The sequence below is a fragment of the Xenorhabdus szentirmaii DSM 16338 genome (assembly GCF_002632585.1).
GTDB classification, from domain to species: domain Bacteria; phylum Pseudomonadota; class Gammaproteobacteria; order Enterobacterales; family Enterobacteriaceae; genus Xenorhabdus; species Xenorhabdus szentirmaii.
This window is the reverse complement of the sequence record NZ_NIBV01000002.1, coordinates 103,594-128,670: the sequence shown is the minus strand read 5'-3', so window position 1 is coordinate 128,670 and position 25,077 is coordinate 103,594. Positions and strand designations below refer to the sequence as shown.

Here is a 25,077-nt window from a genome sequence, read left to right as displayed (position 1 = left end):
ATTACAAATACATATATTTCATTTCAAAAAAGGCAAATGAACATTGCCAACCTATAAAAAAATAGGACCTAACTGCTGCCCTATTTTTATACCGGATAAACACACTATTATTTAACCCGATCTGAGGTATTTCTATTCTGTTTGATCAGAGAATAGCGATTCAATAATTGAATAAAATGTAAATCAGTTTGTTGAATCAAAGCAGGAGGCAGCTCACCTTTTGCACTGGCTTCCTCAAGCTGTCTGAGCTTTTCTTCTAATGGCGGGGCTTTATTCAGGGTTTGTGTCAGGGTAAATACCGCCGATTTTAATTCTGAGCCTGTCATGTAACGCCCGCGCTTTATATCCAGCTCATTTAATCTTCGGGTTAAATCAGCCAATTGATCCTGGCTGTCTTGCCAATAGCCCAAACTATCAATCGGTGTCGCATTCATGGTGAGTTGTTTCTGCCATTGTTCTGCCAGCGCGGCGGTTAACGGGGCATGTGGCCATATTGTTTTTGCCTGATGCACCAACGCAAAACCGTAATCTTGCCCCCAGGTCGGCGATAAGGTATTCAGGGTTTTCAGGCGCGCTTGGGTTGTTTCCAATACAATACTGTTTTCTTCCCGTGCCTTATCTGACAACGCCGTCAGAGAGTACAAAACGTCATTTGGCAGAATCGCCGGCAACGGAGGGATAGTGGCCTGAAGACGAGGATCAACTTTATTCTGATCCTGAATGGTGTAGTACCATCCCCCAACTCCTCCCGCGCAGAGTACCAAAGCCAGCAGAATGCCACCAAAAAAGGCCTTCCATTGAAACCCCGGTGGCTCCGGGGGTTCTGGTGACATAACAACGACATTAGGTTTAGGGTCTTCTTCCGGTTTAACCACATAAACCCAGGTCTGTTGCGGGGTTTTCGGCGACGGAACCGGCTGTTGGGCAAATTCCACTGTGGATTGCAGCGGCTCTTTCAAGGCGACATCCATGTTTGCCCCTTCCAGACTCTCCAAGCTTTCCAGACGCATTGCCGCATTGTGAATAAAGGTACTTAATCTTTCCAGCTGGCTGACATGCTTCAATTCCAGCTGTTGCAGTGTCTGGCAAAGTTGATTGAGATACTTCTCGGTTTGGTAGAGCGAGGAGAGATCGGCATAAACAAAAGTCTGTGTGCGCAGTACGTTGATCAAACGTTGGCTGAGTCCCGCCAAAACATCTACCCGCGCATGGACTTGCTGCGGCCAGATGGACTGCCATTGATGCGTCACCAAGCCATGGATAATGGCCAGACCTTCATTTAACCCAGCCAATCCGGCACGGGTGGTTCGAATTAACGTGTACCACGCAGCGGTCTGCAATTCCACACCATTTTGGCTGAACAGTGACAAACAGAGGCGTTCCGCCTGTTCCCAATTCACATCAGGACGAGCCGGATGGTGCAATTTGTTCAGTTCATCCCGCAAAGCAACGAAATCGGGTAGGGTTCGGGGGTCACCCCCTGTTTTCAGGTATTTTTCTGAGCGTGTATTCATGATATGCCTTTATTATTCTTTATACCCGTCGTCTTTCAAGTTGCAGTTTTGTTGGCTGCATCTTGAAATCCATTGCGTATAAGCGGTTCACGATTGATATTTGGGTTCCAGAAAATTTTGCTTTTTCAAATGCCTGATCAATACGCGCCCGCCAGGAATAAATTCCGTCCCATAACGCACCAAGCCAATCTCATGCAATTCCGCCTCCAATGCATAACGCAGCGTGCCAAATTCATGTTCCGGCAGCAGTGTCAAAGCGATGCGCTTAATACGTGGCTCGTATTTCAGCAAGGTCTTGGAAAGTACACTCATCAGGCTGTGAGCTGTCCCCGGTAAGCCCTGCATAATACGGCTCATATCGGGTAAACCGTAATCCGGCAAGTGGGCAAGTGTCCCCGCCCGGGTATTGATAATGCGCTGGATGTTGTCCAATACGGAGAGGATCACCTGATTTTCTTCAGAAACTTGATGGATATCGAGTCCCCCCGAAAAATTCCCCGTCAACATCTCATACAGTGAAGGTTGTGACATTGTTTTAGTCCTTTTTCAGCGGTATCAGGTGGATTTGTTGATCGATCAGTTCAATCTGGCGTGCTTTATCAGGATCAAGCTCGTCTTTCGGGATCACTACCCGCCAGTTATTTTTTTCTAAATCAGGGGTATGAAACATCGCCGCAACGGCGACGTATTTTGTCTCTTTTTCCATCGGCATATCAAGGGAGTAACTTTCTCCCGGACGTATGCGCAAATCCTTCTGGATAAGTAAATCAGCATGCAATGCGTTATTATCGTCGTTAAACATGCTCGGATAATCGGTTATATCAAAGGTCTTGCGATCTTTTAACTGATAAACCCGCACGACGGTGGATAACGCAATTCCCTTGTCATTCAGGTTAGTCCCTTCCCGTGCCTGAACATCCAAATGCAGTGTTTTGACCTGCTTATAAAAAATAGATTTAGTGACTTCAACTGTGCCATCACCTATTTTCTGGGTCAGGCCGCATCCCGTTATGCTTGTCGCCGCCAACAATAACGCCGTCAGGGCCAGTCCCGACTTCATGCTTTTCTTATGTTTTTTAGAATCAATGGTTTTTATAGAATCAATAGTTTTTATAGAATCAATAGTTCTTTTAGAATCGATAGTTGCCATATTCATCCGTCTCTTTTCGATAAACCTGTTCTGGTGCCGCCTGATAGCGCCCCAATCCAATAGTGATCCTATTCATTTTATTGTCAGTCAATTTCTTACCGGCTATTTTCTTATCGACCATTTTGTTATCGGTCATGACGTTCTTGACTTCAACTGAAGATAACCGCCTCATCACCGCGGTCTGACCCAATTTCATGCCCTGCCCGGAAATGACACTCAAACGGGCATCAGGCAACAATTCACGCGGTATGCGCAGCTGTAAACGTGCATGAACCCGTGATCCCAAATAGGCATGCAGCAATGCCATCAAATCCGCATGCAATTGCCCTTCCGGTGGCAACCATTGCCTGACTTCCTCCGGATCTGTGGTTGTCAGCGTCAGCAATACCTGACTGTTGACATCAATCCCGCTTTTTCCCAATACCGGTTTATGTGCGAGGCTGACAGGAGAACGGCAACTCATTTTGACCGGATTATCCAGTGGTATCCGGCGCTGATCGTGACGCGTTACTGTCACGGCAGTATGTGGTGCCAATAATTTAATCAAGGCACAAATGCCTTCTGTCGTTCGGGTGGGCAGGCGCATGGTGCCAAGCAACGCCAGAAAACGGGAGGTCGGTGTCCCGATATGGGCCGCACAGCCCGGTATCCCCAAGCCAATCAAACCAAGCAGGTATTGTGAAGTCTCATCCTTGCCACCCGCCTTAAAGGTTGCCGGATAGGAGTATTTACGCCAAATGCGGTAAAACTGTGTTGTCAGGCGATGATTAAACAGATCAAGGAAATCCATCACCGCCTCATGCCCTTCCCTCTGTTGGGCAATATCATCGACATAAGACGGCGGCAGCGGTGATTCCACCCCATACAGTCCCAAAAAAGTGGTTCTGATGCTGGGTTTGTCTCCCGGTTCTGTTTCTATCGCTTTCAGTTCACTGACAGGAAACCCCATCCCGGGATGGGGGCGAAACCGAATGGGATCATCATGGGGATGAACCGTACTGCCCAAACCGGGTTGTTCAGGCTGAATACTTTCAAGCAACTGACAAAAACGGTAGAAATTAATCAGGGGCAGTTTATCTTTGAGTTGCGTAATCAGCGTGGCAAGCTCTGGTTGTGATTCTCTGTCCATCGGAGGCATTTTCCACTTGGTTGAATAATCAGGGTCAGTTGGTTAAAAAGATGAATATCGGCATACAAAGAGAAAAATCGGTTGAGCATTTCACCAAACAGGTGAATATCCCCCTCTCCCGTAAAGCCATTGCTGTCCAGGGTGACTTCAATATCAATGCCACGCATCAGGAAGCCTTTTTCAAATCGCTGGAGATGTTCATGACGGACAGCCACAATGGCATCCAGTTTCCGGTTGTTCATCTCGTTTTCTTGCCAATTATACAGCGCCAGCGTACCGCGCAGCACTTCGGCGTTTGCCATCATATTCAGGAAACTTGATCCCAAATGGCTCAATATACGCCAGTGAAAACGATCTTCTGCGGGAGGATAGGCCGGCAAAGTCGGCTTACACAGATTCTGCACCGTCAGCGGGACTTGCAGGGTCTGTTCACAGCGGTTCAACAAGGTGCTTTGCAGGGCCTTGCGAGGCAACTGACCATTCGTGCCGGTAATTTGCAGGGAAAGGGTTTCCGGTTGCATATTCCGCCCATTTTCCCACGCCTGACCGCCCAAAATCAGCCATGTATCATGCAGGCCTGAAACACCACGCCTGACGCGGGTGTGGTAATAACGTTCCGGAGCTGTCCGGCGCAACATGCCCCCACGATGGCGGAAACTGGTAAAAGGCACATAAATGCCCTCTTCCGAATTCTGAGAGCCTGTCACACCATCCACGGAATAGATTTCGGTATGACCATCCTGCAACCGCCGGGGGCGCAAAAGATATTCACTTTCCAGACCGTTCACGGTCAAAGGATCGGCTTCCAGACTGAACAAATTGATAACCGATACGCAGTGCAACCGGATATGCTCCTCATTGACGCGCAAATCCGTATCCCACAACTCATTCAAGACAATATCCAACTCAAACCAGCGGGTTGTTTCGGGAAAACGCACACCTTCCAAGCCATTCAATTCAACAAACATGAATTTTTCACGGAAAGTGAAATATTCCAGCAGCAATTGATAACCACTGAATGAGGTATCCCCTTTTGGCCATAAGCGATCACTGTCAGAAAAACCACCGGGGGAGAAATAGCCATCAAGACGAATACGATCAATGACTTCCGGCAAACGCAAATAGAGTGCTGATTGACGTTTCGTCAGCGCCAAATGCAGGGCGGCGCTGATTTGCGCATCACCGCTCAGGTAAAAACGCAGCCGGGAGAGATCAACCTGCGGCCAATCCACTTGCTCACCACAATCAAAATGCAACCGGAGGACGGAGAGCCCATCCGGCTCCGTGGCAATTCGCGCTTTAGACAGCGTAAACGGATACAAACGCACTTCTTGTGTTGTGCGGTAACGGCAAACGGTTTTTTTCGGCCCGACAGGCTGGGAAAGGACTTCAAAACCTTCCAGAACACTTTCCACCATTTTCATCTGTGAAATATCGGGAGAAAAGCCCACGATCGACAAGGAAGGAATTGTGCGTAAATAGTGTGGCCACAACAGGCTGACTAACCCCTCGGTTAATTCCGGCAAATCATCATCAATTTTCTGCCGCAATCGCCCCATGGAAAAAGCAAAACCTTCAAACAGGCGCTCAACAAAAGGATCAGGTGTGCCAGCCTTATCTAAATCCAGCAGGGCAGCACGATCGGGATGTGCTTGGGCAAATTCCCGCGCCGCTTCCCGCAGGTAACGCATTTCAGCATCAAAATAACGGAGTGTTAAATCATCCATTAAAAAGAGTCCTCACCATAAAAAGAAGAAGCGGATTAGTTATAAAGCACAACAGCACGTACAGGATCTAACTTGACCAATTCCGCTAAAAGGCTATCCATCTGTTGCGCCACTGCTATTTTATCGGCGCCATTGCGTTGGGATTTAGCACGCAGCAGCTGCAAATGACGGGCCTTGATTTCAAATACCAACTCCGGCTCCCATTGTGCCAACGTCAGATTTTCGGCAGAGGCATCCAATTCATGGAGCAAATGCAGTGCCAAATCATTCTTGCCAAATTGCTCGGCGACACGGGACATCAATAACCGTATCATCCAGCGCTGGCGGGGAGTTGATACAGACGGGCGGGATTGCAGCCAAGCAATGGCTTTCTCAACGCCATCGCTGTCTGCCTGTGCCAACGCTTCCGCTTCAAGGGAAAGAATGTCATCTTCTTCTGCTACCACGTTGCCGGGCAAGGTGGAATCAGACCAGCCTTTACCTTCATCCAGTACTTTCTGGCTGATCCAACCCAGCGTGACATCATCCGCAAACGGAGTGCCATCATTCCACGCCAGTTTTTCCAGACCGGGCAAGCGTACCAGCAGTTGTTTCAGGTCTTGTTTGATGATATCCGCCCAGCCATCCCACGGCGCCCCTGATTTACTCAAGCCTTGATAGAGATACCATTGCACATCCAGCCAAAAGTGGTTCACACCTTCAGAAAACAGGCGATCCGCCTGCTCCAGCAATTCACCCCAGCTTTGCTGCATATACAGACGTTTTAGCTGGGCTCTGGCATCTGTGCGTGGCGGGGCCAATCTTGTACAACCCTGGGTATCCTGTGGCGGACTTTGGTGAATGGTGTCCCAGCGCACGCTTTTCATTAACCGGTGAGCGGCAAGCCATCCTTGCTGTTGATTACGTAAATAATGCGCCAGGGATTTGGCCTGATCCAACAACTCACGCCCCGACTGAATGGGCTGCACGGCAATGGACGGCCCTGATTTCACATTGCTCCCCATATCCCCCGATCCCGAGGAACTCATATTCATGGGGATCACTGCATCCAGACCTCCGGACTGCGCCAGACGGCTTTCCAACGCACTGTAAAGATTGCCCAATGAAGGACGGTTGTCTTCATCCCACGTTTCAAACTGCCGGGCAATCACATCCAGCAAGGCAATGATGCATTCAAATTCCGGCTTGCCGACCTCTGGATAAAGAGAAAGACTATCCAGCACACGATTCCCGGATAACCATTCCAGCGATGCTTTACGGCTTTTGGCCCGGGATGGCAGCAAATCTTCGCCATATTTGATGATCAATCCCGCCAGCAGCCCCAATCCATCAGCAAAGCCCGTTTCCCCTTCGCGGTGCAGACGGGCCCACAGATAATAAGTCGCAACCCGAACATCTTTGCAAACGCCTGCCAGTAATTTTTCCGCCAGCTGGCAAATCAGCTCTGTATCCGCACCCGATAACTTATTGACTTCTTCACGCATCCGCTCGAAATCATCGTCATAACCCGGATCACTGCCAACAGGTTGATCTGCGGTAATGGGAGTCAGCCATTTTTCCCACACAGCAATCTTTTTTTCCGCCAATTCTTTGGCCTTAGCGCGGTCATCACCAAAACAGGACTGACATAATGTATTCAGTAAACTCATGGGTGTTATCTCTGATCCTTGAAATTGAATTTGGGGGTGAACAATGTCAGCCCACCCTCTCGAATGTTATTTTTCTAAGAAAATCTTGGTGGGCAGGACAAAGTTGCGCAGCTTCAATAATGCCAACGGGCCTGCACCGGCTTCAGTGCGTAAGGTATAGCTCAATATCAGGCCATCAGGCGCACGCCAACTGATATAATAACTGCTGTCTGAACCTGCCCACGGGGTGACGTTTGCTTTTTCCAACAATCGGATAAGCCCCCAACTGCCCGGCTGTTCAGCATAAATCCGGGTACTTGCCTGTGAACTCACCCAGCTCAGCATTGCACCCTGTGCACGGGTATCATTTGGCCAGACAAAACGCGTCCATTCCGGGCGTTGGTTCATGTAAATCAATTTCTGGTTATCAATCACCAGATTGGTTTGCATCACATCCTGAGCGGTATCCGGGCGCAGATCGAAATACAGACGGGCTTCCCCATTGGCAAACACCACATCCGACAAAACATTCAGGGTATTCAGTGCCTTCAGGAACTCCGGATTAAAATTCAGCCCTTGTGCATTAATGCTGTCTGGCACCCAATGATTGCCTTCCCGACGCAACACACCACTCAGGCGGCTTTCCAGGAAACGATGGATACGCCCGCTATCTGCCCGCAGATATTGCGACAACAACGGTAAAGATGCTTCGCTGTCAGAGGCTTTGAACGGATAGCGCCCGCCAAACGTGAGATTCCAGTCATCCACAATCGCCCGTTTCCACTGGGCATTCAGGCTTTCAGCCGTGGGTGCCAGCAATTGCTGCCATGCCTGTTCCATCGGAGAGACAAATACAGTTTGACCAAAACCGCTCCATTCCTGCCCCAGACTCGCAGCGACCAGATTGCCGTAATCCCGGGTATCCGATAAATCCAGCGCCTTGCCCTGAAAAATGGTTTGTGCCATCGTTTGAGACATGGCTTGTGGGTCCGCAGAGTTGGTCACTTGCTGGAGTTTCAGGCGCACGCGGGTCACCCGGGTCAAGAAGCTGTACAAGCTGAGATGCTGCCCGTCCTGAGCGCCGGCTTTGGGTTCAATCAGCTCCAGCAGCGGGCCGAATGTCGGCTCCAACGGCCCGGTAAAACCCACTTTCTGGCTGATGGCGGGTTGCTTATCCTTGTTAAAGATAGATTTGGCTGATTGGGCAAAGGATTCTGACACTTCCTTGCGCCCTGTTTTACCTTGATACGCCAGCGTATTCATCAGGCCAATCAGCGGAGACTGGCGAACATCCGCCATCAGGGTCAGCTGGTCAATAGTATCTGAGAGCGTATCCGCACGGCGCCAGTGCAGGCCATTCAAAAAATTCAACCATGCGCCGGAAAAATCCGCAAAATAACGATCAGTCAGCTTCGCTTTCAGCACTTCAGGTGACACATCATCGCTGGCATTCTGCTGACCATCACTCAGCACCCAGTCAATTTCAGTGCGCCGTTCATTCGCCAGATGCTCAATGGCCGGCTCAACCGACTCTTCCCATGCCTTGCGGGTAAACATTCCCGGCACATGACTGTCTGCCGTGAACAGCAAATCAGCATCAGTTTCTCCGGTCATGTTTGCCAGCGTCATATCCGAATAATGATTGGCCACCTGTTGCAGCAGCTTCTGATACAAAGAAGACTCACCATTGCGATGACCAATTTCACGGACCAGAACGGTACGAGACTGTCGGATTAACTCCTCATCAGGCTTCTTGACCCATTCCGGATGGGCAGACAGATTCTCTGCATAAAAGGTCAACAGCTCAGGCCCTCTGGCTTGCCAGACTGTTTTCGGCACATTCGGCACTGAAGGCCAATTCGCCATGACCGAATCACGGAAGAAATTCGCATCAATGTTTTCTGGCCTTCCCATCATTAAATAAACTTTCAGCGATCCATAAGCACCCTTGGCCGCTTCAGAGCGGGCGGCACTGTTTGGCGGCAGGTTCACCAGATGACTGAGTTTTTTCTCCATATGCGCATCAATGGAATCCCTCAGCCACGGCATGACATATTGCGTATAGGCAGGCCACAGGGCTTTCAGCACAGTCTCATTTTGGTTCAGCCCCATGCGGGCATAAAATGGGAGGCCATATGTTTTACGGTATTGCAGTTTCGATAACATCTCCTGCAACCCTTGCCATGCCTGAAGACGTTTAATCATCAGCGCGTTTTGATCTTTAGCCTGAGCGAGATGCAACCCCCCTTCCTCTATCAACAGACGGTTGTTGACATAAGAAATCAGCATACCCGCCCCCGTTCCCAACATCAGGAGAGCCAATATCCAATTGCCCGTTTTTTTCCATTGCCAACCCAAGCGCACCGACTTTAATCCCGGAGGCAACTGTCGGACGGAATTCAACAAATGATCCCAACGGGCATCTTTGCTCCAATGATGTAAATCGGCCCGCAGGCCATCCGTGGCAGGCAAACTGAACATTAACCCCGCCAAGGGCAATGGTTGGTGAGTGTTGAAAAAAGCGGACAAGGAAGCACTGATTTTTTCTCCGCCCCCATGACGCAGAAAACTCCCAAGCGACAGTAAGAAATCATGACGTGAATTGTTGACGACATGCTGCGTGCCCTGCTCGACAATCGTGGGTACTAATTTGTCCAACGCGGTTTGCAATTTCTCGGATGAACAAACGGCTGGCAATAAGCAGCCAGCAGCTTGCGTTTGTTCATCCGCATTGTCCCATTGCGTTTGATGCAGTGACCAGACATAAACCGGTACTTGCCAGCCCAGAGTCTGAAAACGTTTACTCAGGTTACGCGTCAGCATCTCCATCATCTGGGGGGAAACAGGTTGACTATGGACAGGGGCATCCATCCTGACAGACTGGTGATATTGACCAGTGACCCAGACAATGCCATCCAGCGGCTGCGAACGACGCAATTTGCGTAAGGTATGAAAGAGGGTTTCATCGGGTGGCGTGGTGACATCCCCGCCCCAGAATAAAAGCGTGCTGTCAGCTTCAAGCCACTGTTCGGAAATCAGACCGGGGACGAGCTGTTCAATGTGATCGGCAGATCCGGTAAGCATAAGGATTTGGACTTTCTTTTTCCATGAACGGCCGTACTGCCTCTTTAGTACTTGCTTTAGCGTAACGCTTAATTCTGATGTCTGTTGTGACTCACTCTTTTTTTTTGTTTTCGCTCTGCCTGATAATAGGGTGAAACTCACCTCTGCATGTTTACTCCATGCCAATACAAAAAAAGGAAAAAAGAGAAGTAAAATACCAAAAACTGAACCAGCCTGAATCAATAATTGCTTTATAGGTAGTTCCTGTTCACTAATCAAGTAATATACAAAGGCGCCCACAACAACAAAGACGGCTATCACTAATGTATAAACTATCATGAGGAAATAAACCGATTTTCCTGATTTTGATTTAGACTCAGGCATAATAATTATTTACTCCGACATATATAATTATTTTATATGTAATAAAAATCTTAGTTAAATACTTTATGCTTTTTATTGCGTCTTAATGCTAAAAATGCATTGTAAAAAACAAAATTATTTAACCACCATAAACCAAGGTTTTGTTGACTCCTGAAACACAGTGCTCATTACCAATTGTGCTTTTTTATGTCGTTGCGCTGACTCTGAAGCAATTGATATAGCCAGCCAAGGGGATGCCGATCCCGTATACCCTATTTTCCCATCAATATCGATTTGATTTTCTGACTCTGTCAGATTAGGAAATGTTTCACCCAAAGGGGCTGATAATATTTGTGCCTTATTATCACAGCCCATACCCGACATCCATAGGTATTGAATGTCTTCCCCACGGCTTTTACCCCATAATAAGGCTTGAGATAATGCATAAACCATTTCATTCGGAGAAGAATCTTCCGGGCGACAAATTATGTTGCCACTTAACTCATGTTCTCCTATGGCCGGCGATGCTGTAACCAGCAGTGCAACTGCGGCATCTCCATGACCATCATCATCAAATTTGGACAAATGGACAGACACAATCAATAATGTTTCATTACGAGATGCAGAATCAATCCATTGTTCGACAGATTCCATACCTTGACCGTAAAAATAACTCATGGGAAGTATAACTTGGCTATTGTCACACACTTTTTTCCATATTTTATCGTATGCTGAACGTTCTAATTTGGCATCAAACTCCAGACAAACATTCACATTTGTTTTCTTTATTGCATTGACTAAAACAGAAGAAAACGTGTTATCAGCCAATAACAAACAAATTCTTTCATAAAGTTTATCTTCCATTTGACTCAAATTCGTTGAAAAACATTTTCTACGTATGACTTTCCCTGTATTTTCATCAGTGATCTTACGCATGGATATTAAGGAATTTACTAACTGTTCAGACAGTGTGCCTTGCATAACAGCATCGGGAATATGGATAACTGAACCTAATTGATACAATGTCTTTTGCCCCCGGGCTATTTCCTGCTCAATTAACCTTTCCCGCTCTTTATCCCAATTATCCGACCAGAATTGATTGAGATCGAAATACAGCCTCCTGACCAAAAAAACCAATAACCAAATAAAAAAAGGATAAATAAAAGAATATAACCAAAATGAAATGGATTTTTTAGACGTTTCTTCTGGCCATAGAAACAATGTAATAAAGCTGGCAATCCCTATAAAAGCGGCCAGTACCGATAGCCAGCGTTTCACTTCAGGAGGCTTTTTTCTATCTGCTTTATCGGGGATATTCAATAAATCAATAGCCATAATTAACTCGATGTTGCATTGCCCAATGAAGAAATCAGTGTACAGCCACACGAACATTTATGCCCGTGGAACGCAATGGGTACACCATTATCAGTGAATGTAGCATGGCCTTCGATAATTTCAGTCGGCCCATGGCCCTCTTTCGGGCATGATACTTTATCCCCAAGACGAGCCACTCCTTTTCCTTCAAACTTCATTGTGGCAGAGCCTTCTAACACCTTACCGCCATGTGTAGTTTGGTCCCCAATCCTAATTATGCCTTTCATTTAAATAACCCTTAGTAACTATGCTACAGATAACTAAACCCAAGATAACTATACTTAAGATAACTATCACTAATCACATTTTTACTTTTCCTGAATTATATTCTGTCCTTTTTAAAATCATTAGCGGTAAAACACAACAAATTAATCTCTATTTGTAGAAATAAGATTTCTATGATTGACATTTCTTTTAAATGAATAAATTTTTACGCTTTTACTCTAAAATTCATATTCAAACCATGAATCAATGATTCGGGCATTACTGAAGTGAACAAAGCTTCTGCTTAAAAGCCCCCAGAGGAGAATGAAAATTATACCGCCTAAAAAATCAGCGGCAAATGTTAGGTTATCAATCGGGTTGTCAAAAAGACCTTATCACAACGATTTTCAAAATATAAGTCGAGTAAGTTGTTGATACAAAAAAATAAATTCAGTGGTTTTATGTTTGAAAATATATTCATAAATTAATATACCAATGCCCCATTTTAATTTCTATATATTTTCATTTCAGTAAGATTGCCTTTTCATTTTATCGTGGTCGATGTATTATTATTTACTTTCTCTCATACTCATGCTTACTATAAAATTATGGGGAAATTCGTTTCCGACGAATTTATCATTCCCTTGCCACCGCGATGCAACTTGAAATCCATTGCGTATAAAAATCAATAAAAATATAAATCAGACCTATGCGGATCCCCTTCAAGAAACAGCTCTATTTCCTCTTCACTTATCTCATTAAATTTACTTATTCTTTTGAGATCAAAAGATTTTGATTTATAATTCGGTACTCCAAGCGCTACAAAAATCCTCTCAGCTAATTTAATTGTTGGACTGGGCCTTATTAAACAAACAACAGCAAAAAACAAATATAATACAAAAAACATCATTGGATAGGGAACACTCATTATGTATAGAATTTTTTCTAAATACTTTTCCATCCCAATCATAATCAATGCAGTAAGAAAAAGCATTATCAAATAGAAGAAAAATGCACAACGTGCACCTTCTAGAATAAGTATATAACGACCGTGCTCACACTTCGGTGTCATCATCAGTATTCTTTTTTCAGGCAACGTAATAGCATAAACGATATAACAATCATCTTTTTCCACAACGACCATTTCTACATAATCGCCTTCTTTAATAACTGTTCTACCTAACCAACCATAAAACTTTTTACCATTAATCCTACCCTTTACAAAATCACTGTTACTCAGCTCCCTACAATCTGGCCCATCACTAAACACTCCATAACGATTTTCTTTTATGTTCCTTTCATAATCATACTCACCCAAATAATAGTGGCTACTATTAAAATAATTTTTTATATACCGTATTTCTAACTCTTCTATCATGCCTTCTATCTTAAACAATGGCTCTTGCGGTGGTAATTCTGGCCTTGGAGGAGCTAAGTCTAATTCTTTAGTTAATTCATCCATTGCTTTAGTGGTATTTCTTATTAGCTTCTCGTATTTCCCTTTACTTACACCTCTCTTTTTAAATTTTGATTTTTTATATTCTATATCATACCTAAAATTTCTAAGATCGTATTCCATTCTTTCTAAATCTATATATTCTTTTTTATTTTCTTTCATCTTAATTTTTATTATAAAATAGTTAATATTTAATTGACTGAAAGTTAGGATTTGCATCAGATGAACTATGCGTCAATTGTCCAATCTAAAATCATCATTCGGGTTTGGCATATATTCAACACAGATAAACTGATTAAATATATACCGGATACTATTCTTTCTTTTTTAAGCTAGAGAAGACATATCGCCATAAATGTGGAGAATTGTTCTTGTAACTCACATCTATCGGGTCATCAGGCATAATCTGACAGGCTTTTTCAACATCCTCAGGCCATTGTGGAATTTTACTCGTTTGCATTGTCACATAACGAGAAACCTACTGCTTTCAACTTTAAAAGCTGATATCTTTCTGTATCGGTCAGTTGTTATAGATAAAATGTATTTTCCTTTGGCAAAAATAATTTCTACTACAACAACCGAGCGCCTTTCTTAAAAATTGCACTTATTAGTCGAATCCAAGTTTAACGAATTATTTTTCCTGAGTTGTCGCACTGTTAGACATTATCTTTTTCATACGCCTTACCACCCTGTGTTGCTTTTTGTACCGTTTAATGTAATTCTCTGATTTTTGGTTAGCCAACGTATATCTCCATAAATCAGGGATATTATTTTTATAACTCACATCAACTGTATCATCAGGTGAAACTAAGCACGCTTGTTCAATCTCTTCTGGTCATTGAGGAATTTTACTTGTTTTCATCGCAATATAGCGTGATATCGATTCCAACAAAATTATCGGTAATACGATAAAGCGGACCCTATCAAATCTTGAACATAGCCGGAAACTGTATTGCAATCCAAATTTGTAACCCTCTTTCCAGTCTGCCACGGGTGGGCACATCACAATAGTTTCAGCAAGCTCTTTTACCACATCTTCTTCCATATAACACCGGATAAACTCCCAGTAACCGGATAGTTCATACTTACTGCCATAAAAACCCAAACTGAATGTTTGTAATACGGTTTCTTTATCATCCGCCAATATATGCCCATCAATACCCCATTCAGGAAACGCTCCCTTCCCTTTTGCATAAGTGAAAAATACCTCATTCCAAGGAATGGATAATATCTGTCCATTAACCTGATAGACATATATCATTTTATTATTTCTATTAAATCTAATAGGGTAGTGAGTTTTTCTGAACCATTCTTTTAGAGTCCATTTTACGCAAAAGAATATCATTGCAGCAAACATTATAACAGGAGGCATTATCTTAGACACATCCGATTCTGTATCCCAATAAAAATAACGCTCTAAAACAATTATCGTTCCATATATAATAAAACCAATAATGATTGAAAACATAGTGAAAGTAATTAAACTGGCATTTCCTTTATCCACATAATATCTGTCAACAGTTTCCAGATAGGTTGAATTCATTTTAATAACAGTATCTTTATCCCTGATCCGTTGAATCTCGCAGTTTTGCTGACCTTGATGCAGTTGATCGACTTTCTCTTGCTGGGTTAACGGGCGGTTAACCGAGTAAGAGGTATATAATCCTGTTAAATGTGACATTCTATTTTTACTAATCAATTTATTGATATTAATTTTATAAATAATTGGATATATGTTTATTGAATACTGATCAAACATATATCCAAAAATACCACTAATAATTTTCTTTATAGCGCTTTCCGACTTTATTTCTTATTCGTTCTAGCACTTCCCTCTTTTTCCTGTGATGCTCCTGACTCAGGCAAGCAAAGGTGTATCGCCAGAGGTTTAATTTATTGCTTTTATACCTCACATCAAAGGGGTCATCAGAATCAACTTTGCAGGCTGCTTCGACCTGCTCCGGCCATTTTGGCGTTCTACTGGTTAGCATCGCAATGTAACGGAAGAAATTTTCTATTAATTCATAGGGAAGCCCCAATAACCTGATCCATTCCCACTTACTGGAATAACGAAACTGATACTGAAGGCCAAAGAGATAGCCTTCCTTTCTGTCTGCTATCGGCGGGCACATATCAATGGTTTTAGCCAAATCTTCCAGCACATCTTCTTCCATATAACAACGGATAAACTCCCAGTAACCAGAAAGCTCCTCCAAACTACTGTAATAAGGCAAACTAAATGTCTTTAAAACCGTGAAACCATCATCTGCCAAAATATGCCCATCAATCCCCCAACCTCGCCAGGCACTAGTTTTACTGACACCATCATAAGTTGTAAAAAAAATACTTTTCCAAGGTACAGATAAAATTGTTCCATCCACTTGGTAGACATAGACCATCTTATTTTTTCGATTAAACCTGATAGGGTAATGCGTTTTTTGGAACCAAACTTTTAAAATGATACGTAAGCAGAACCATATTATAAAAATCATCATAGAAAAAACTGTAGGCCACACCCAAATATCATCGAATTCCCATTGATATTTATCAGATAAAACATAACGCTCAAAAAAACGCACAATAAAAAAAATAAACCCCAAAATAAAAGATATGGTAAAAGCTCCTACTAATAAGCTGGGAAATCCTTTAACGGCATAATATCTGTCAACAATCTCCATATATGTGGAATTCATTTTAATCACCGTATCATTATCATGAATAAGGGGATTATCAGGGTGCGCTTCCCATTGATGAAGCTGATTAGCGATCTCTTGTTCAGTTAATGAGCGATTACGTTCATAGGGGGTAAGTAATCCGGTGTATATTGACATATGATATCACTCCTGACCTATTATATCTGAAATAATTAATATTTTTCCTACTATTTTATTTTCCACAGCTTATTGTCCCAGTACATCTGTTTTAAATGCATCTACTTCTTGCTCTTGATTTGCCCACATATAAGGAACTCCCTTTTCACCTATAGGAATTTTTCTCCACTGACATGCCAATAACCATTTCTGTATTTTATCTTTATCTTGTGTCAGAATATAGATAGCAGAGCCAAAAAGTATTAATGTACATGCAATTATACCCAGTGGGCCACCTAATGCGGTTAACTGTAGAGCTAAAAGTATAAGTCCAGCACTAGATGCCGCTGAAGCAATATATGCTAGTCCTAATTTTTGATCTGCAACCTCTTTATTAAAAAATTCGTCATACGCATGATAAATATCCCACGCAACCCCAACAGCTGCCGCTATAGATAAATATCGACTAGTAGCACTAAGAACGTTTTGAAATTTCGTTAATTTCACAGCAGTTCCTGCACTATAGGGTAATTTTGCCACATATCTATAGTTCCTCCATTTAGCTAGCGCACGTTCCAGCATATCAGCACCTGTACCTACAGCACCAATGACATTTGCACAAAATTTAGTACCATTTTCAAAATCTTTTGATGCATCTTTTCTAGATACAGCTAATGCATAAAACTGAAACACAAACGATGCTGTAGCACTAGATAGCTGTGTATCCTTTAATTTAGATTGAACATTTGGGCTATCTATCTTACCTTGAACTTCTTTAGCTTTTTTGACGAAATTACTCTCTCCATCAACCATATTATAATAGATATCTCTAAAAACATGCTCTTTTAATTCTTTTTCTGTCGTTATTGTTCGGATAATTTCTGCTCCTTTTGCATCATTAGACATAGGTAATTTACTAATCTGTTTAGCTTGATTTATATCTGTCAATACCTTGTACTCACGTATTATTTCCTTTGATTGCTGGTTTCCTTTTGAGGTGTTACCCTCTATAATACCCGCTTTTTTCAATTGAGCGGCTACGCGACGCTTCATAGTATTATCTGATATTTTTCCACTCAAACTCCCCATCTTAGTTAAATGTTTTGAAACTGCTTTAATTAATTCTACTTCTGAACCTTTAAAACGGATTGTTTCTATTTTCATTCCACCTTTAATGGTAAACATAGTAATAATAGGTAATGGGGCATGATCTATAAATTTATTAACTATTTTAATCAAAATATTATTTATAGTAAATGCATATGACTCTAATCGCTGCGATAATTGGTTAAGCTTCCCGATTGTCTCAACGACACCATCGAATATTTTATTCCATGGTAGGCTAGCATAATTATTTGATAAACTGACTACACCATTTATCTGTTTAGCTAACTTGTCATTATTTGCCACCATTGCCCTAAGTATAAAATTATCATCATCAATTTTTTTCTGTATAAGTTTATCAAAAAGAAATTTTTTAACTTCCTCTGTATTTATCATGCCTTGTATAACATCCTCAACAGATTGTATATATAGTAAAGAGCAAGCCTCATCATTTGGATCATAGTTATACTTCATTTTTAATTTTAGTATATCACTTTTCAACCAGTTCAAATACATACCAATCATAGGAGAAATAACTTCTTCAACATAAACAGAAAAATCTTGGTCAAATTCTTTAAAAAATAATTTTTCTTTGTCCCTATCTATATATATTTCATATTTATCATCCCAAAAATCTTTAACTCTTTTATCTCTTGTTTGATCAAATTTATCTAAGTTTTCTGCCACCTTTTTCTTAAAGATAGGATCTTCACCCATTTTTACTGGTTGACATGGCCCACTAGGTATTTCAGACAGATAAGCCTCACTTTGATCAGAAGACTCTAATTCTGACCTTTTTTGATCACATAAACCTTGCTTTAATCCTGATAACATTGATGATAATGCTAATCCTCTCGAATGTTTTTCAGTTATATAGTTATTCTTAATACGAAAATTACAAAGCTCTGATAATTCTTTCAATATAGCAACAGGATCATGTAAAAAAACAATAGCTCCTTTTTCAGGGAAAAGCTTATTAGCTTCATTAAGCAGGTTATTAGCAGCCTCTTTCGTTTTTCCATAAAAAAAATCCCATTTAAATTCCGATACTTTTGTTATAAGTTCATAACCACCTTTTATTGATTGACTAACAGGTTCTGAGATATCTGATACCACGGGTGATGCTATTTCTTTAATTGATTTAGCTAATTTAGATTTTTCAATTGTTTTAACTACCTTAGATTCTTTAACCATTTCAGCTGATTTAGATAAAGCATCAGGTATAGCATTCATATTTAAAGTTGGAGTATAATATTCTGAAACTGTACTTTCCAAATATCTCAAAAACTCTGTATTTTCATGTTTAGTACCTTTCAACCACTTATCAACATCAAAAGATTGCATATTTTTAATGCGATGTTCTTTATCTTCATGTTGTTTTTTCATTTCTTCAGACCAAGGGGCTTCACTCCAAGCAAACCAGAAAACACCATTCTCTTGTTTTTTTGGCATAATATACAATGTAATGAAAGATGATCTGGCTACTTTACTTGCATTACTCGTGCAGAGTGTTTTTTTCTCTGATTCTAAACATTGTGGTATACAGCTTCTCTCGGGTTGCAAACAATAATGTCCTTTAGAGTCAATTGTATATGTTTCCCATGAGTTGAAATTTTCTGAATATACATATAAAAAACCCTCCCTTAATATACGGGCTGTATATGCAGTTTCACCTTTAGCCTCAACAGGGATTTTTACATTGCCTTTTAATTTAGGTAAAGAACTTTCTTCCCCTATAATCGCAGGCCGAGCTAAAAACACGGGTAATCCTTCACGCTGACAAAAACCACAACCTAATTCTGTAGACATAATCAACATTCCATTATTTAATAAAAAACTAAACTAGATATTACTAATAAAAAAACAGCTGATAAGCTAAAAATTATTTAACTTATTATCATTCAATTCCAACAACTCGTTTTTTGCTTTTTCTAATTGATAATTATTGACTATCATCAGACTCCTTGAAAAATACTCTCTGCATTCAGCCCCTTCCACCAGCAATGCTTTAAAATAACTATGCTCATAAAACAATGAGTGAATCGTTACACCGCACACGGCAAATGCAACCAAATCATTTCGATGGGTTAATTTAAATTTCTCCAACGCTACCTGAAATAAATTTTCAATTTCTATGCTCATGTTTTTTCTCTCATTGCGCTCAGTGATTGATGGCATTTTAGCCAGCGCCTGATTTATCATGCCAATACGGTGAACACTGTTTATTTTGATATTGGCGGGGGCAATTTTAGTTGGCTCTTTTTCTGCGAATGAAAGCGTGTGCCATTCCCCTTCTAAATAGAAGGTCCAGTTTTTAATGGCATCCACCGCTAACTGGCTGCGAAAGGTATTGATATCCCACAACCAGGATAGATGAAATAACACTCTGGGGTCGTAATAACGCAAAACAAATCCTTTGCGTGATTCATTCTGAATATATAAACCGTGCACTAACCGGTTTTTCATCTCTTCGGGAGGGAGTTCACTGTCAAAAAACAGCGAGACCATTGGCTGAACTTTTCCTTCTATCGACTCACTGATATGGGTGAACAAATTTACCCACTGCTTCGCTGAAAGTTCATGCATGGAAATCAGCCATGGATATAAATTAGCCTGTGGCTCTAACAGTGGTGAAACCACTTCAATGACAGGTAATTCAACCTCAAGCTCGGGAAATAACGCCCTGTCTATCAGGGCATATCGATGGTTTTCCAAAGGCAGGGATTGTTGCAAATAATGAGGATACATATTGTCTAATACCTTAACTCAAGGGAACGGTGGCATCTCCACGGCTTGCCGCTTCTGAGGACATGGTTTCACAGGCGGTAAAATTCGGATGCGGCATACTGATCGTCGCAGGGCCTGCATAATTGAAGTTTGTGCTCTGCACCATGAAGTCCCCTTCCGTACCACTCTCTATCTTGGTGGGATCAAGGGTGATGTAAGAACCGCCGCATTCAAATGTGATTTTTTTCTTGGCCGAAATGATGATTTCATCATCGGTACTGGTGATGCTGAGGTTTTTATTGGCGGTGATTTCCAGTCCATCTGTTTGCGCCTGAATCTGGAGTTTCCCCGCTACCGCAACCAATGTCATGCCCAGTTCATGCGCAAAAACGGATACTGCTTTTTTTGCCGCGATTGCGATGCGTTTTAGCGCAGAGACTTCTGTGTTCCCGCCCGATGTCATCACAATGTTGTTATTGGCACTGTGCTGAATGTGGTTGGGAGTCGATAACGCAATGCCTCCCGGTGCACTCGCCGCAATAACAGGTTCATTGATGTCATCAATGTAACCTTCCAGAAAACGCTCTTGGCTACGGGTATCTAAAGGCGCAACGTCAGCCGTCCGCATGATATTTGACAGGGATTCCGCCAAATTCAGGGCATCTTCCAGTTGCTGCTTGATTTGAGTGAGATCAAGCTGTTCACCGTTCGCAGTTTCTTGCTCTTCAGTACTGAGCAATAATCCTTTGCCAGCCCGAATTGCTCCCCAGCTATCTGTCCGCAATTCAAAGCCGTCACCGCGTTTTTTCCGCTCGGAATCGACAATATGGCCGAGGTTGAGCTGACTTTTTCCGCCGTATTCGGTGCTCAGCTTGATATGTTCCTGCCCGCGTTTGTCTTCCATCCGCAGTTTGTTATTCGTCGGTGTGCGGATAACGTTGCGGGTATGGTTATGGGAGGTCACATGATCAGGGCGGTAAGAATCATGCATGGCATGGGCGATATACGGCCTGTCCGGATCGCCTTCGTGGAATGCGATCGCTACTTCGGTGCCCTGGATCAGCGGGAAGTGCATCCCGTAGGTATCGCCGCCGTAGGGTTTCGCCAACCGGACGGGCATACTTTCATAGCCCTTGCGCTTTTCATCGCCATCAGAATCGAATTTGACCCAATACAAACCATCGGTGTTTTGGTGGGCGTAGAGGTCATTGGCGATGGGGCTGCTGACGCGGGCGGTCAGGGTGCCGCTGATCACCGGGCGGGGTTTCAGGGGCGGACGCCAGCACAGCATTTCGCTGAATGGGACGGCGGTGATTTTAACCAACAAGGCTTCTGCCCGGCTGCCTGTAAAGCGTAGTTGGGTCAGCAAGATGGGAGAGCGGAAAATCTCAGGCAGTGTCGAAGGAAGGGTGCTGTCTTCAATGTTCAGAACCTGACCTGCCATCAGGGTGGGTTCGGTACTTTGCCCGTACAGCAGGGTTTGCCGTGACAGGAAGCGTTCGTGATCAAGGCGTGCCCAGAAGTTCGCCGTTTCTGGTTCAGGGTAGAGTTTATCCCCGCGATCCAAGTGGCGCAGTTTGTAGTAGGTGACGTCACCGTAGGTGATGTCTTCGCCATCGCCGCGCGTCATGTCTGCTTGGGCAGAGTTCAGGATTTGCTGGGCAGTGCGGTAGTTGTAATCCTTGGTCTGGACGGAACGCTCCACCACCTGATGACGCTGGGTCAGCCCCCAAATGGAGGCCGTGCCAGTGTCATTCATGCCTGACGGGCTGCTTAACGGCAGGGTTTGACCGTATTCATAGCAGCGCTGTTTGTCACCAAAGTGGATCACTTCAGTCTGGGTATCCGGCTGTAAGCGGAAGGTGTAGAAAATCCCCAGTTCGGATAGCAGGCGCTCAATGAAAGCCCGGTCGCTTTCGTTAACCTGATTGATTTGTTCCCGTTTCGGGTAGGTGTTTTTGAGGTCGAACTCAAACTCCCATCCCTTGAAGTGATGTTCCCGTAAGATTTCTTCGACGATTTCCGGTACGGATTTATTCAGGAAGAATCGGTAGGAACGTTTTTGATTGCGCAACAGCGCAAATTTCGGTTCAAGGATAATCTGGTATTGCGCCTCGTCACGAGAACCCCCCAGTCGCTTGAAATCCGTTACGACGCCATGAACAACCCGTTGTGTCTGTGGCGTCTTCTATTGAATTTGTGTGATTATTTATTAATTCTTCGTATTCATCCTGAGTTATATCTCCCTTTTCAAATCTTGAATTTTCGTATTTTACAAGATACCTCAAACCTTTAAGCCTGCATTCCATCTCGTCTAAATCTATATATTATTTTTTGTTTTCTTTCATATTTATGCTTACTATAAAATAGTTAATAATTAATGAACTTAGAGCCTGAATATACAGAAATTCAATAGCAAATAAATTATCCACTTTGAAATTATTATTCAGTTCCAAGATATATTTAACACAAATAAATCAACTAAACACATACCCAAACTTATCATTGCTATTGTGCTCGATGTCGTCTTGCAACTTTTCTTCTAATACGTCTTATTGCCAATCCTCTCTGTTTATAAAGTCTAAGATGGTCTTCTTTTTTTAAAGCCTCCAGAACATATCGCCATACATGGGGAATATTATTCTTATAACTGACATCTATAGGATCATCAGGGTCAACCTGACACGCTTTTTCCACCTCTTTCGGCCATTGTGGGATTTTACTGGTCTGCATGGCAATATAATAGCGGGAAAACGTTTCCAACATAGTGTACGGAAAAAGCGGTAACTGTAAAATCCAGTCCAATCGGGTGTTAACACGCATACTATATTGAAGACCAAATAAATAGCCTTCTCTTTTTTCTGTGATGTTAGGGCACAAAAAAATGGTTTTAGGCATTTCATCCAATACGTCCTCTTCCATATAGCAACGGATAAATTCCCAATAACCCGGAAGATTAAGTTGATGATCGAAAATGCTTAAATTGAATGACCATAATATGGTTTCATTATCATCAGCCAATATATGTCCGATAATTGCTTTTTTATTCCTTTCATTAAGCGTAAAAAAAGACTGCGCCAGGGTGCAGATAAAATAGTGCCATTAACATGATAAACATATACCATTTGGTTTTTTCGGTTAAACCGGATGGGATAATGGTTTTTTTTGAACCACTCCATCAGTGTGAATTTCACGCAGCCAAAGATGATAAGACAAAGCAAACCATTAAGTAATAGTAAACTAAAAATGCCTTGTGCACTTAAGGGGTCATTTCTCAAACTCAAAGCTTGAATCAAACTATATCCCCCCCAAATCATGATACACAAGAACGCTATTCCAGCCCCAAAACTTATCAAACTAACATAACCTTTATCCGCATACTGCACATCCACAGTTTTCAAGTAGGTTGAATTCATTTTGATAACCGTATCATTATCATAAATCAGTGGATTCTCAGTATGAGGTTGGCCTTGATAAAATCGGTCTCTTTTTCTTGTCCAGTGAGTGAACGGCCACGTAGGTGAGTTTTTGATATTTCCTGATGCTTTGATGACATTATCAATTCCTAGCTTTTCAATATACTAAATCAGAGAACCCTTCTGTTAACCCTTAAAAAGATATCTTTAATAATTCACATTGTGAAGTTTTGAGGAATTACTTAACTAATATTTTGATTGTGTTAGCTTCCTCTATTGTGGGCATGTACTTCATTAAAATTGTAAAACAAAAGCAATAAATTACATGCCAAAAATGATTATTAATATTTCCCTATAACCCGTGCAATAACTTTTCTTTTTATACGTTTTGCTGCTGTTTTTCTCTGTTTATGAAGCATGATATAATCTTCCGTTTTTAAGTTAGCCAATGTGTAGCGCCACAAACACTGTATGTTATTCTTATAACTCACATCAATCTTATCATCAGAAGCCACTTTGCATGAAATTTCTATTTCTTCTGGCCATTGTGGAATTTTACTGGTTTGCATGGCAATATAACGAGATAAGCATTCTAACAAAGTATACGGGAGGAATAGCAATTGATACCACTCTAATTTGGATGCAAAACGAAAACTATATTGAAGCCCAAATAAATAACTTTCTTTTTTCTCAGCAATTGGAGGACACATAAAAATAGTTTTAGAAAGATCGTCCAATACATCTTCTTCCATATAACAGCGGATAAACTCCCAATATCCTATCATATCATCCTTGTCACCATAAAAACCTAAGCTAAATGTCCGTAAAACTGTTTCTTGATCATCGGCCAAAATATGCCCATCAATTCCCCAACCAGGTATACCTAGCTTTCCTTCGTATGGCGTAAAAAAAACTTTTTTCCAAGAGGCCGATAAAACTGTACCATCAACCTGATAAACATATACCATTTGATTTTTTCTATTAAAACGAATGGGATAATGAGTTTTTCTGAACCATTCTTTTAGAAAAATCTTTGACAAAAAACATAGAGAAAAAAATATACAAATAAGAGCTATCGACATTGCAAATATTCTTTTTGAATTTAATGGGTTATGTTGAAAAAAATAACGATCAAATGTAACACTACAACCATAAATTGTTATTACTAGTATAGTAACGAATAATACAAAACTAAATAAACTAGGATAGCCTTTAACTGAGTAGTGTCGATCCACCGTTTCCAAATAAGTTGAGTTCATCTTAATCACTGTATCATCCTCATACACTAAAGGATGTTCCGAATGTGGCTGACCTTGATGCAGTTGATTTCTTTTTTCTTGCTCAGTCAATAAACGATTAACCAAATATGGGGTTAATAACCCTTTGTGAATTGACATATTATTTCTCCTCTA

At 42.1% G+C, this 25,077-nt stretch carries 18 protein-coding genes and 1 pseudogene; all 19 read right to left on the bottom strand.

Annotated features, from left to right (window positions below; genetic code table 11):
- Positions 1–107: 107 nt before the first annotated feature.
- The gene (locus Xsze_RS10530) at positions 108–1,514 is read right to left on the bottom strand and encodes a VasL domain-containing protein (RefSeq protein ID WP_038240705.1); all 1,407 of its coding nucleotides are present in this window, start codon (positions 1,512–1,514) and stop codon (positions 108–110) included.
- Positions 1,515–1,601: 87 nt separating this feature from the next.
- Complete coding sequence (gene tssE / locus Xsze_RS10525; protein WP_038240704.1) at positions 1,602–2,045, bottom strand: type VI secretion system baseplate subunit TssE; 444 nt, start codon at positions 2,043–2,045, stop codon at positions 1,602–1,604.
- A gap of 4 nt (positions 2,046–2,049) precedes the next feature.
- The gene (tssJ, locus tag Xsze_RS10520) at positions 2,050–2,574 is read right to left on the bottom strand and encodes a type VI secretion system lipoprotein TssJ (protein WP_038240709.1); all 525 of its coding nucleotides are present in this window, start codon (positions 2,572–2,574) and stop codon (positions 2,050–2,052) included.
- A 70-nt stretch (positions 2,575–2,644) separates the two neighbouring features.
- A complete protein-coding gene (gene tssG / locus Xsze_RS10515; protein WP_038240703.1) occupies positions 2,645–3,793 on the bottom strand; it encodes a type VI secretion system baseplate subunit TssG in 1,149 nt (382 codons plus the stop codon).
- The gene (gene tssF / locus Xsze_RS10510; protein ID WP_038240702.1) at positions 3,757–5,520 is read right to left on the bottom strand and encodes a type VI secretion system baseplate subunit TssF; all 1,764 of its coding nucleotides are present in this window, start codon (positions 5,518–5,520) and stop codon (positions 3,757–3,759) included. Before tssF ends, tssG begins: the two co-directional genes overlap by 37 nt.
- A 35-nt stretch (positions 5,521–5,555) precedes the next feature.
- On the bottom strand, positions 5,556–7,169 hold the full coding sequence (tssA, locus tag Xsze_RS10505; protein WP_038240701.1) for a type VI secretion system protein TssA: 1,614 nt from the start codon (positions 7,167–7,169) through the stop codon (positions 5,556–5,558).
- A gap of 66 nt (positions 7,170–7,235) precedes the next feature.
- Positions 7,236–10,595, bottom strand: coding sequence for an ImcF-related family protein (locus tag Xsze_RS10500; protein ID WP_244431846.1), 3,360 nt, complete (start codon positions 10,593–10,595; stop codon positions 7,236–7,238).
- Between the two features lie 114 nt (positions 10,596–10,709).
- Complete coding sequence (locus Xsze_RS10495; RefSeq protein ID WP_038240700.1) at positions 10,710–11,909, bottom strand: hypothetical protein; 1,200 nt, start codon at positions 11,907–11,909, stop codon at positions 10,710–10,712.
- 2 nt (positions 11,910–11,911) lie between these two features.
- On the bottom strand, positions 11,912–12,175 hold the full coding sequence (locus tag Xsze_RS10490; protein ID WP_038240699.1) for a PAAR domain-containing protein: 264 nt from the start codon (positions 12,173–12,175) through the stop codon (positions 11,912–11,914).
- A gap of 662 nt (positions 12,176–12,837) precedes the next feature.
- Positions 12,838–13,770, bottom strand: a complete 933-nt coding sequence (locus Xsze_RS10485; RefSeq protein WP_141557212.1) for a putative type VI secretion system effector — start codon at positions 13,768–13,770, stop codon at positions 12,838–12,840.
- Between the two features lie 673 nt (positions 13,771–14,443).
- Positions 14,444–15,367: a DUF6708 domain-containing protein gene (locus Xsze_RS10480; protein ID WP_038240697.1), complete on the bottom strand. Its 924-nt coding sequence runs from the start codon at positions 15,365–15,367 to the stop codon at positions 14,444–14,446.
- Positions 15,368–15,383: 16 nt separating this feature from the next.
- Positions 15,384–16,439, bottom strand: coding sequence for a DUF6708 domain-containing protein (locus tag Xsze_RS10475; protein ID WP_038240696.1), 1,056 nt, complete (start codon positions 16,437–16,439; stop codon positions 15,384–15,386).
- A gap of 69 nt (positions 16,440–16,508) precedes the next feature.
- Positions 16,509–19,331: a T6SS effector BTH_I2691 family protein gene (locus Xsze_RS10470; RefSeq protein WP_038240695.1), complete on the bottom strand. Its 2,823-nt coding sequence runs from the start codon at positions 19,329–19,331 to the stop codon at positions 16,509–16,511.
- Positions 19,332–19,397: 66 nt separating this feature from the next.
- Positions 19,398–20,270: a DUF4123 domain-containing protein gene (locus tag Xsze_RS10465; RefSeq protein ID WP_099139131.1), complete on the bottom strand. Its 873-nt coding sequence runs from the start codon at positions 20,268–20,270 to the stop codon at positions 19,398–19,400.
- A 13-nt stretch (positions 20,271–20,283) separates the two neighbouring features.
- Positions 20,284–20,877 carry a DUF2345 domain-containing protein gene (locus tag Xsze_RS23215; RefSeq protein WP_339352151.1) on the bottom strand — a complete coding sequence of 198 codons (594 nt, stop codon included), beginning with the start codon at positions 20,875–20,877 and terminating at the stop codon, positions 20,284–20,286.
- Between the two features lie 15 nt (positions 20,878–20,892).
- Positions 20,893–22,416: pseudogene (locus Xsze_RS10460) on the bottom strand (type VI secretion system Vgr family protein); the annotation flags it as partial.
- 341 nt (positions 22,417–22,757) lie between these two features.
- Positions 22,758–23,282, bottom strand: coding sequence for a DUF6708 domain-containing protein (locus tag Xsze_RS10455; RefSeq protein WP_339352150.1), 525 nt, complete (start codon positions 23,280–23,282; stop codon positions 22,758–22,760).
- Positions 23,228–23,566, bottom strand: coding sequence for a DUF6708 domain-containing protein (locus Xsze_RS23340; RefSeq protein WP_422645802.1), 339 nt, complete (start codon positions 23,564–23,566; stop codon positions 23,228–23,230). The genes Xsze_RS10455 and Xsze_RS23340 overlap by 55 nt, the downstream gene beginning before the upstream one ends.
- Before the next feature lie 440 nt (positions 23,567–24,006).
- On the bottom strand, positions 24,007–25,062 hold the full coding sequence (locus Xsze_RS10445) for a DUF6708 domain-containing protein (RefSeq protein WP_051462609.1): 1,056 nt from the start codon (positions 25,060–25,062) through the stop codon (positions 24,007–24,009).
- Between the last annotated feature and the right edge of the window lie 15 nt (positions 25,063–25,077).

Coding starts and splice junctions, on each gene's coding strand:
- Xsze_RS10530 (WP_038240705.1), bottom strand. CDS start 1,514: ATGAATACACGCTCAGAAAAATACCTGAAAACAGGGGGTGACCCCCGA.
- tssE (WP_038240704.1), bottom strand. CDS start 2,045: ATGTCACAACCTTCACTGTATGAGATGTTGACGGGGAATTTTTCGGGG.
- tssJ (WP_038240709.1), bottom strand. CDS start 2,574: ATGAAGTCGGGACTGGCCCTGACGGCGTTATTGTTGGCGGCGACAAGC.
- tssG (WP_038240703.1), bottom strand. CDS start 3,793: ATGGACAGAGAATCACAACCAGAGCTTGCCACGCTGATTACGCAACTC.
- tssF (WP_038240702.1), bottom strand. CDS start 5,520: ATGGATGATTTAACACTCCGTTATTTTGATGCTGAAATGCGTTACCTG.
- tssA (WP_038240701.1), bottom strand. CDS start 7,169: ATGAGTTTACTGAATACATTATGTCAGTCCTGTTTTGGTGATGACCGC.
- Xsze_RS10500 (WP_244431846.1), bottom strand. CDS start 10,595: ATGCCTGAGTCTAAATCAAAATCAGGAAAATCGGTTTATTTCCTCATG.
- Xsze_RS10495 (WP_038240700.1), bottom strand. CDS start 11,909: ATGGCTATTGATTTATTGAATATCCCCGATAAAGCAGATAGAAAAAAG.
- Xsze_RS10490 (WP_038240699.1), bottom strand. CDS start 12,175: ATGAAAGGCATAATTAGGATTGGGGACCAAACTACACATGGCGGTAAG.
- Xsze_RS10485 (WP_141557212.1), bottom strand. CDS start 13,770: ATGAAAGAAAATAAAAAAGAATATATAGATTTAGAAAGAATGGAATAC.
- Xsze_RS10480 (WP_038240697.1), bottom strand. CDS start 15,367: ATGTTTGATCAGTATTCAATAAACATATATCCAATTATTTATAAAATT.
- Xsze_RS10475 (WP_038240696.1), bottom strand. CDS start 16,439: ATGTCAATATACACCGGATTACTTACCCCCTATGAACGTAATCGCTCA.
- Xsze_RS10470 (WP_038240695.1), bottom strand. CDS start 19,331: ATGTCTACAGAATTAGGTTGTGGTTTTTGTCAGCGTGAAGGATTACCC.
- Xsze_RS10465 (WP_099139131.1), bottom strand. CDS start 20,270: ATGTATCCTCATTATTTGCAACAATCCCTGCCTTTGGAAAACCATCGA.
- Xsze_RS23215 (WP_339352151.1), bottom strand. CDS start 20,877: ATGCGGACGGCTGACGTTGCGCCTTTAGATACCCGTAGCCAAGAGCGT.
- Xsze_RS23340 (WP_422645802.1), bottom strand. CDS start 23,566: ATGATTTGGGGGGGATATAGTTTGATTCAAGCTTTGAGTTTGAGAAAT.
- Xsze_RS10445 (WP_051462609.1), bottom strand. CDS start 25,062: ATGTCAATTCACAAAGGGTTATTAACCCCATATTTGGTTAATCGTTTA.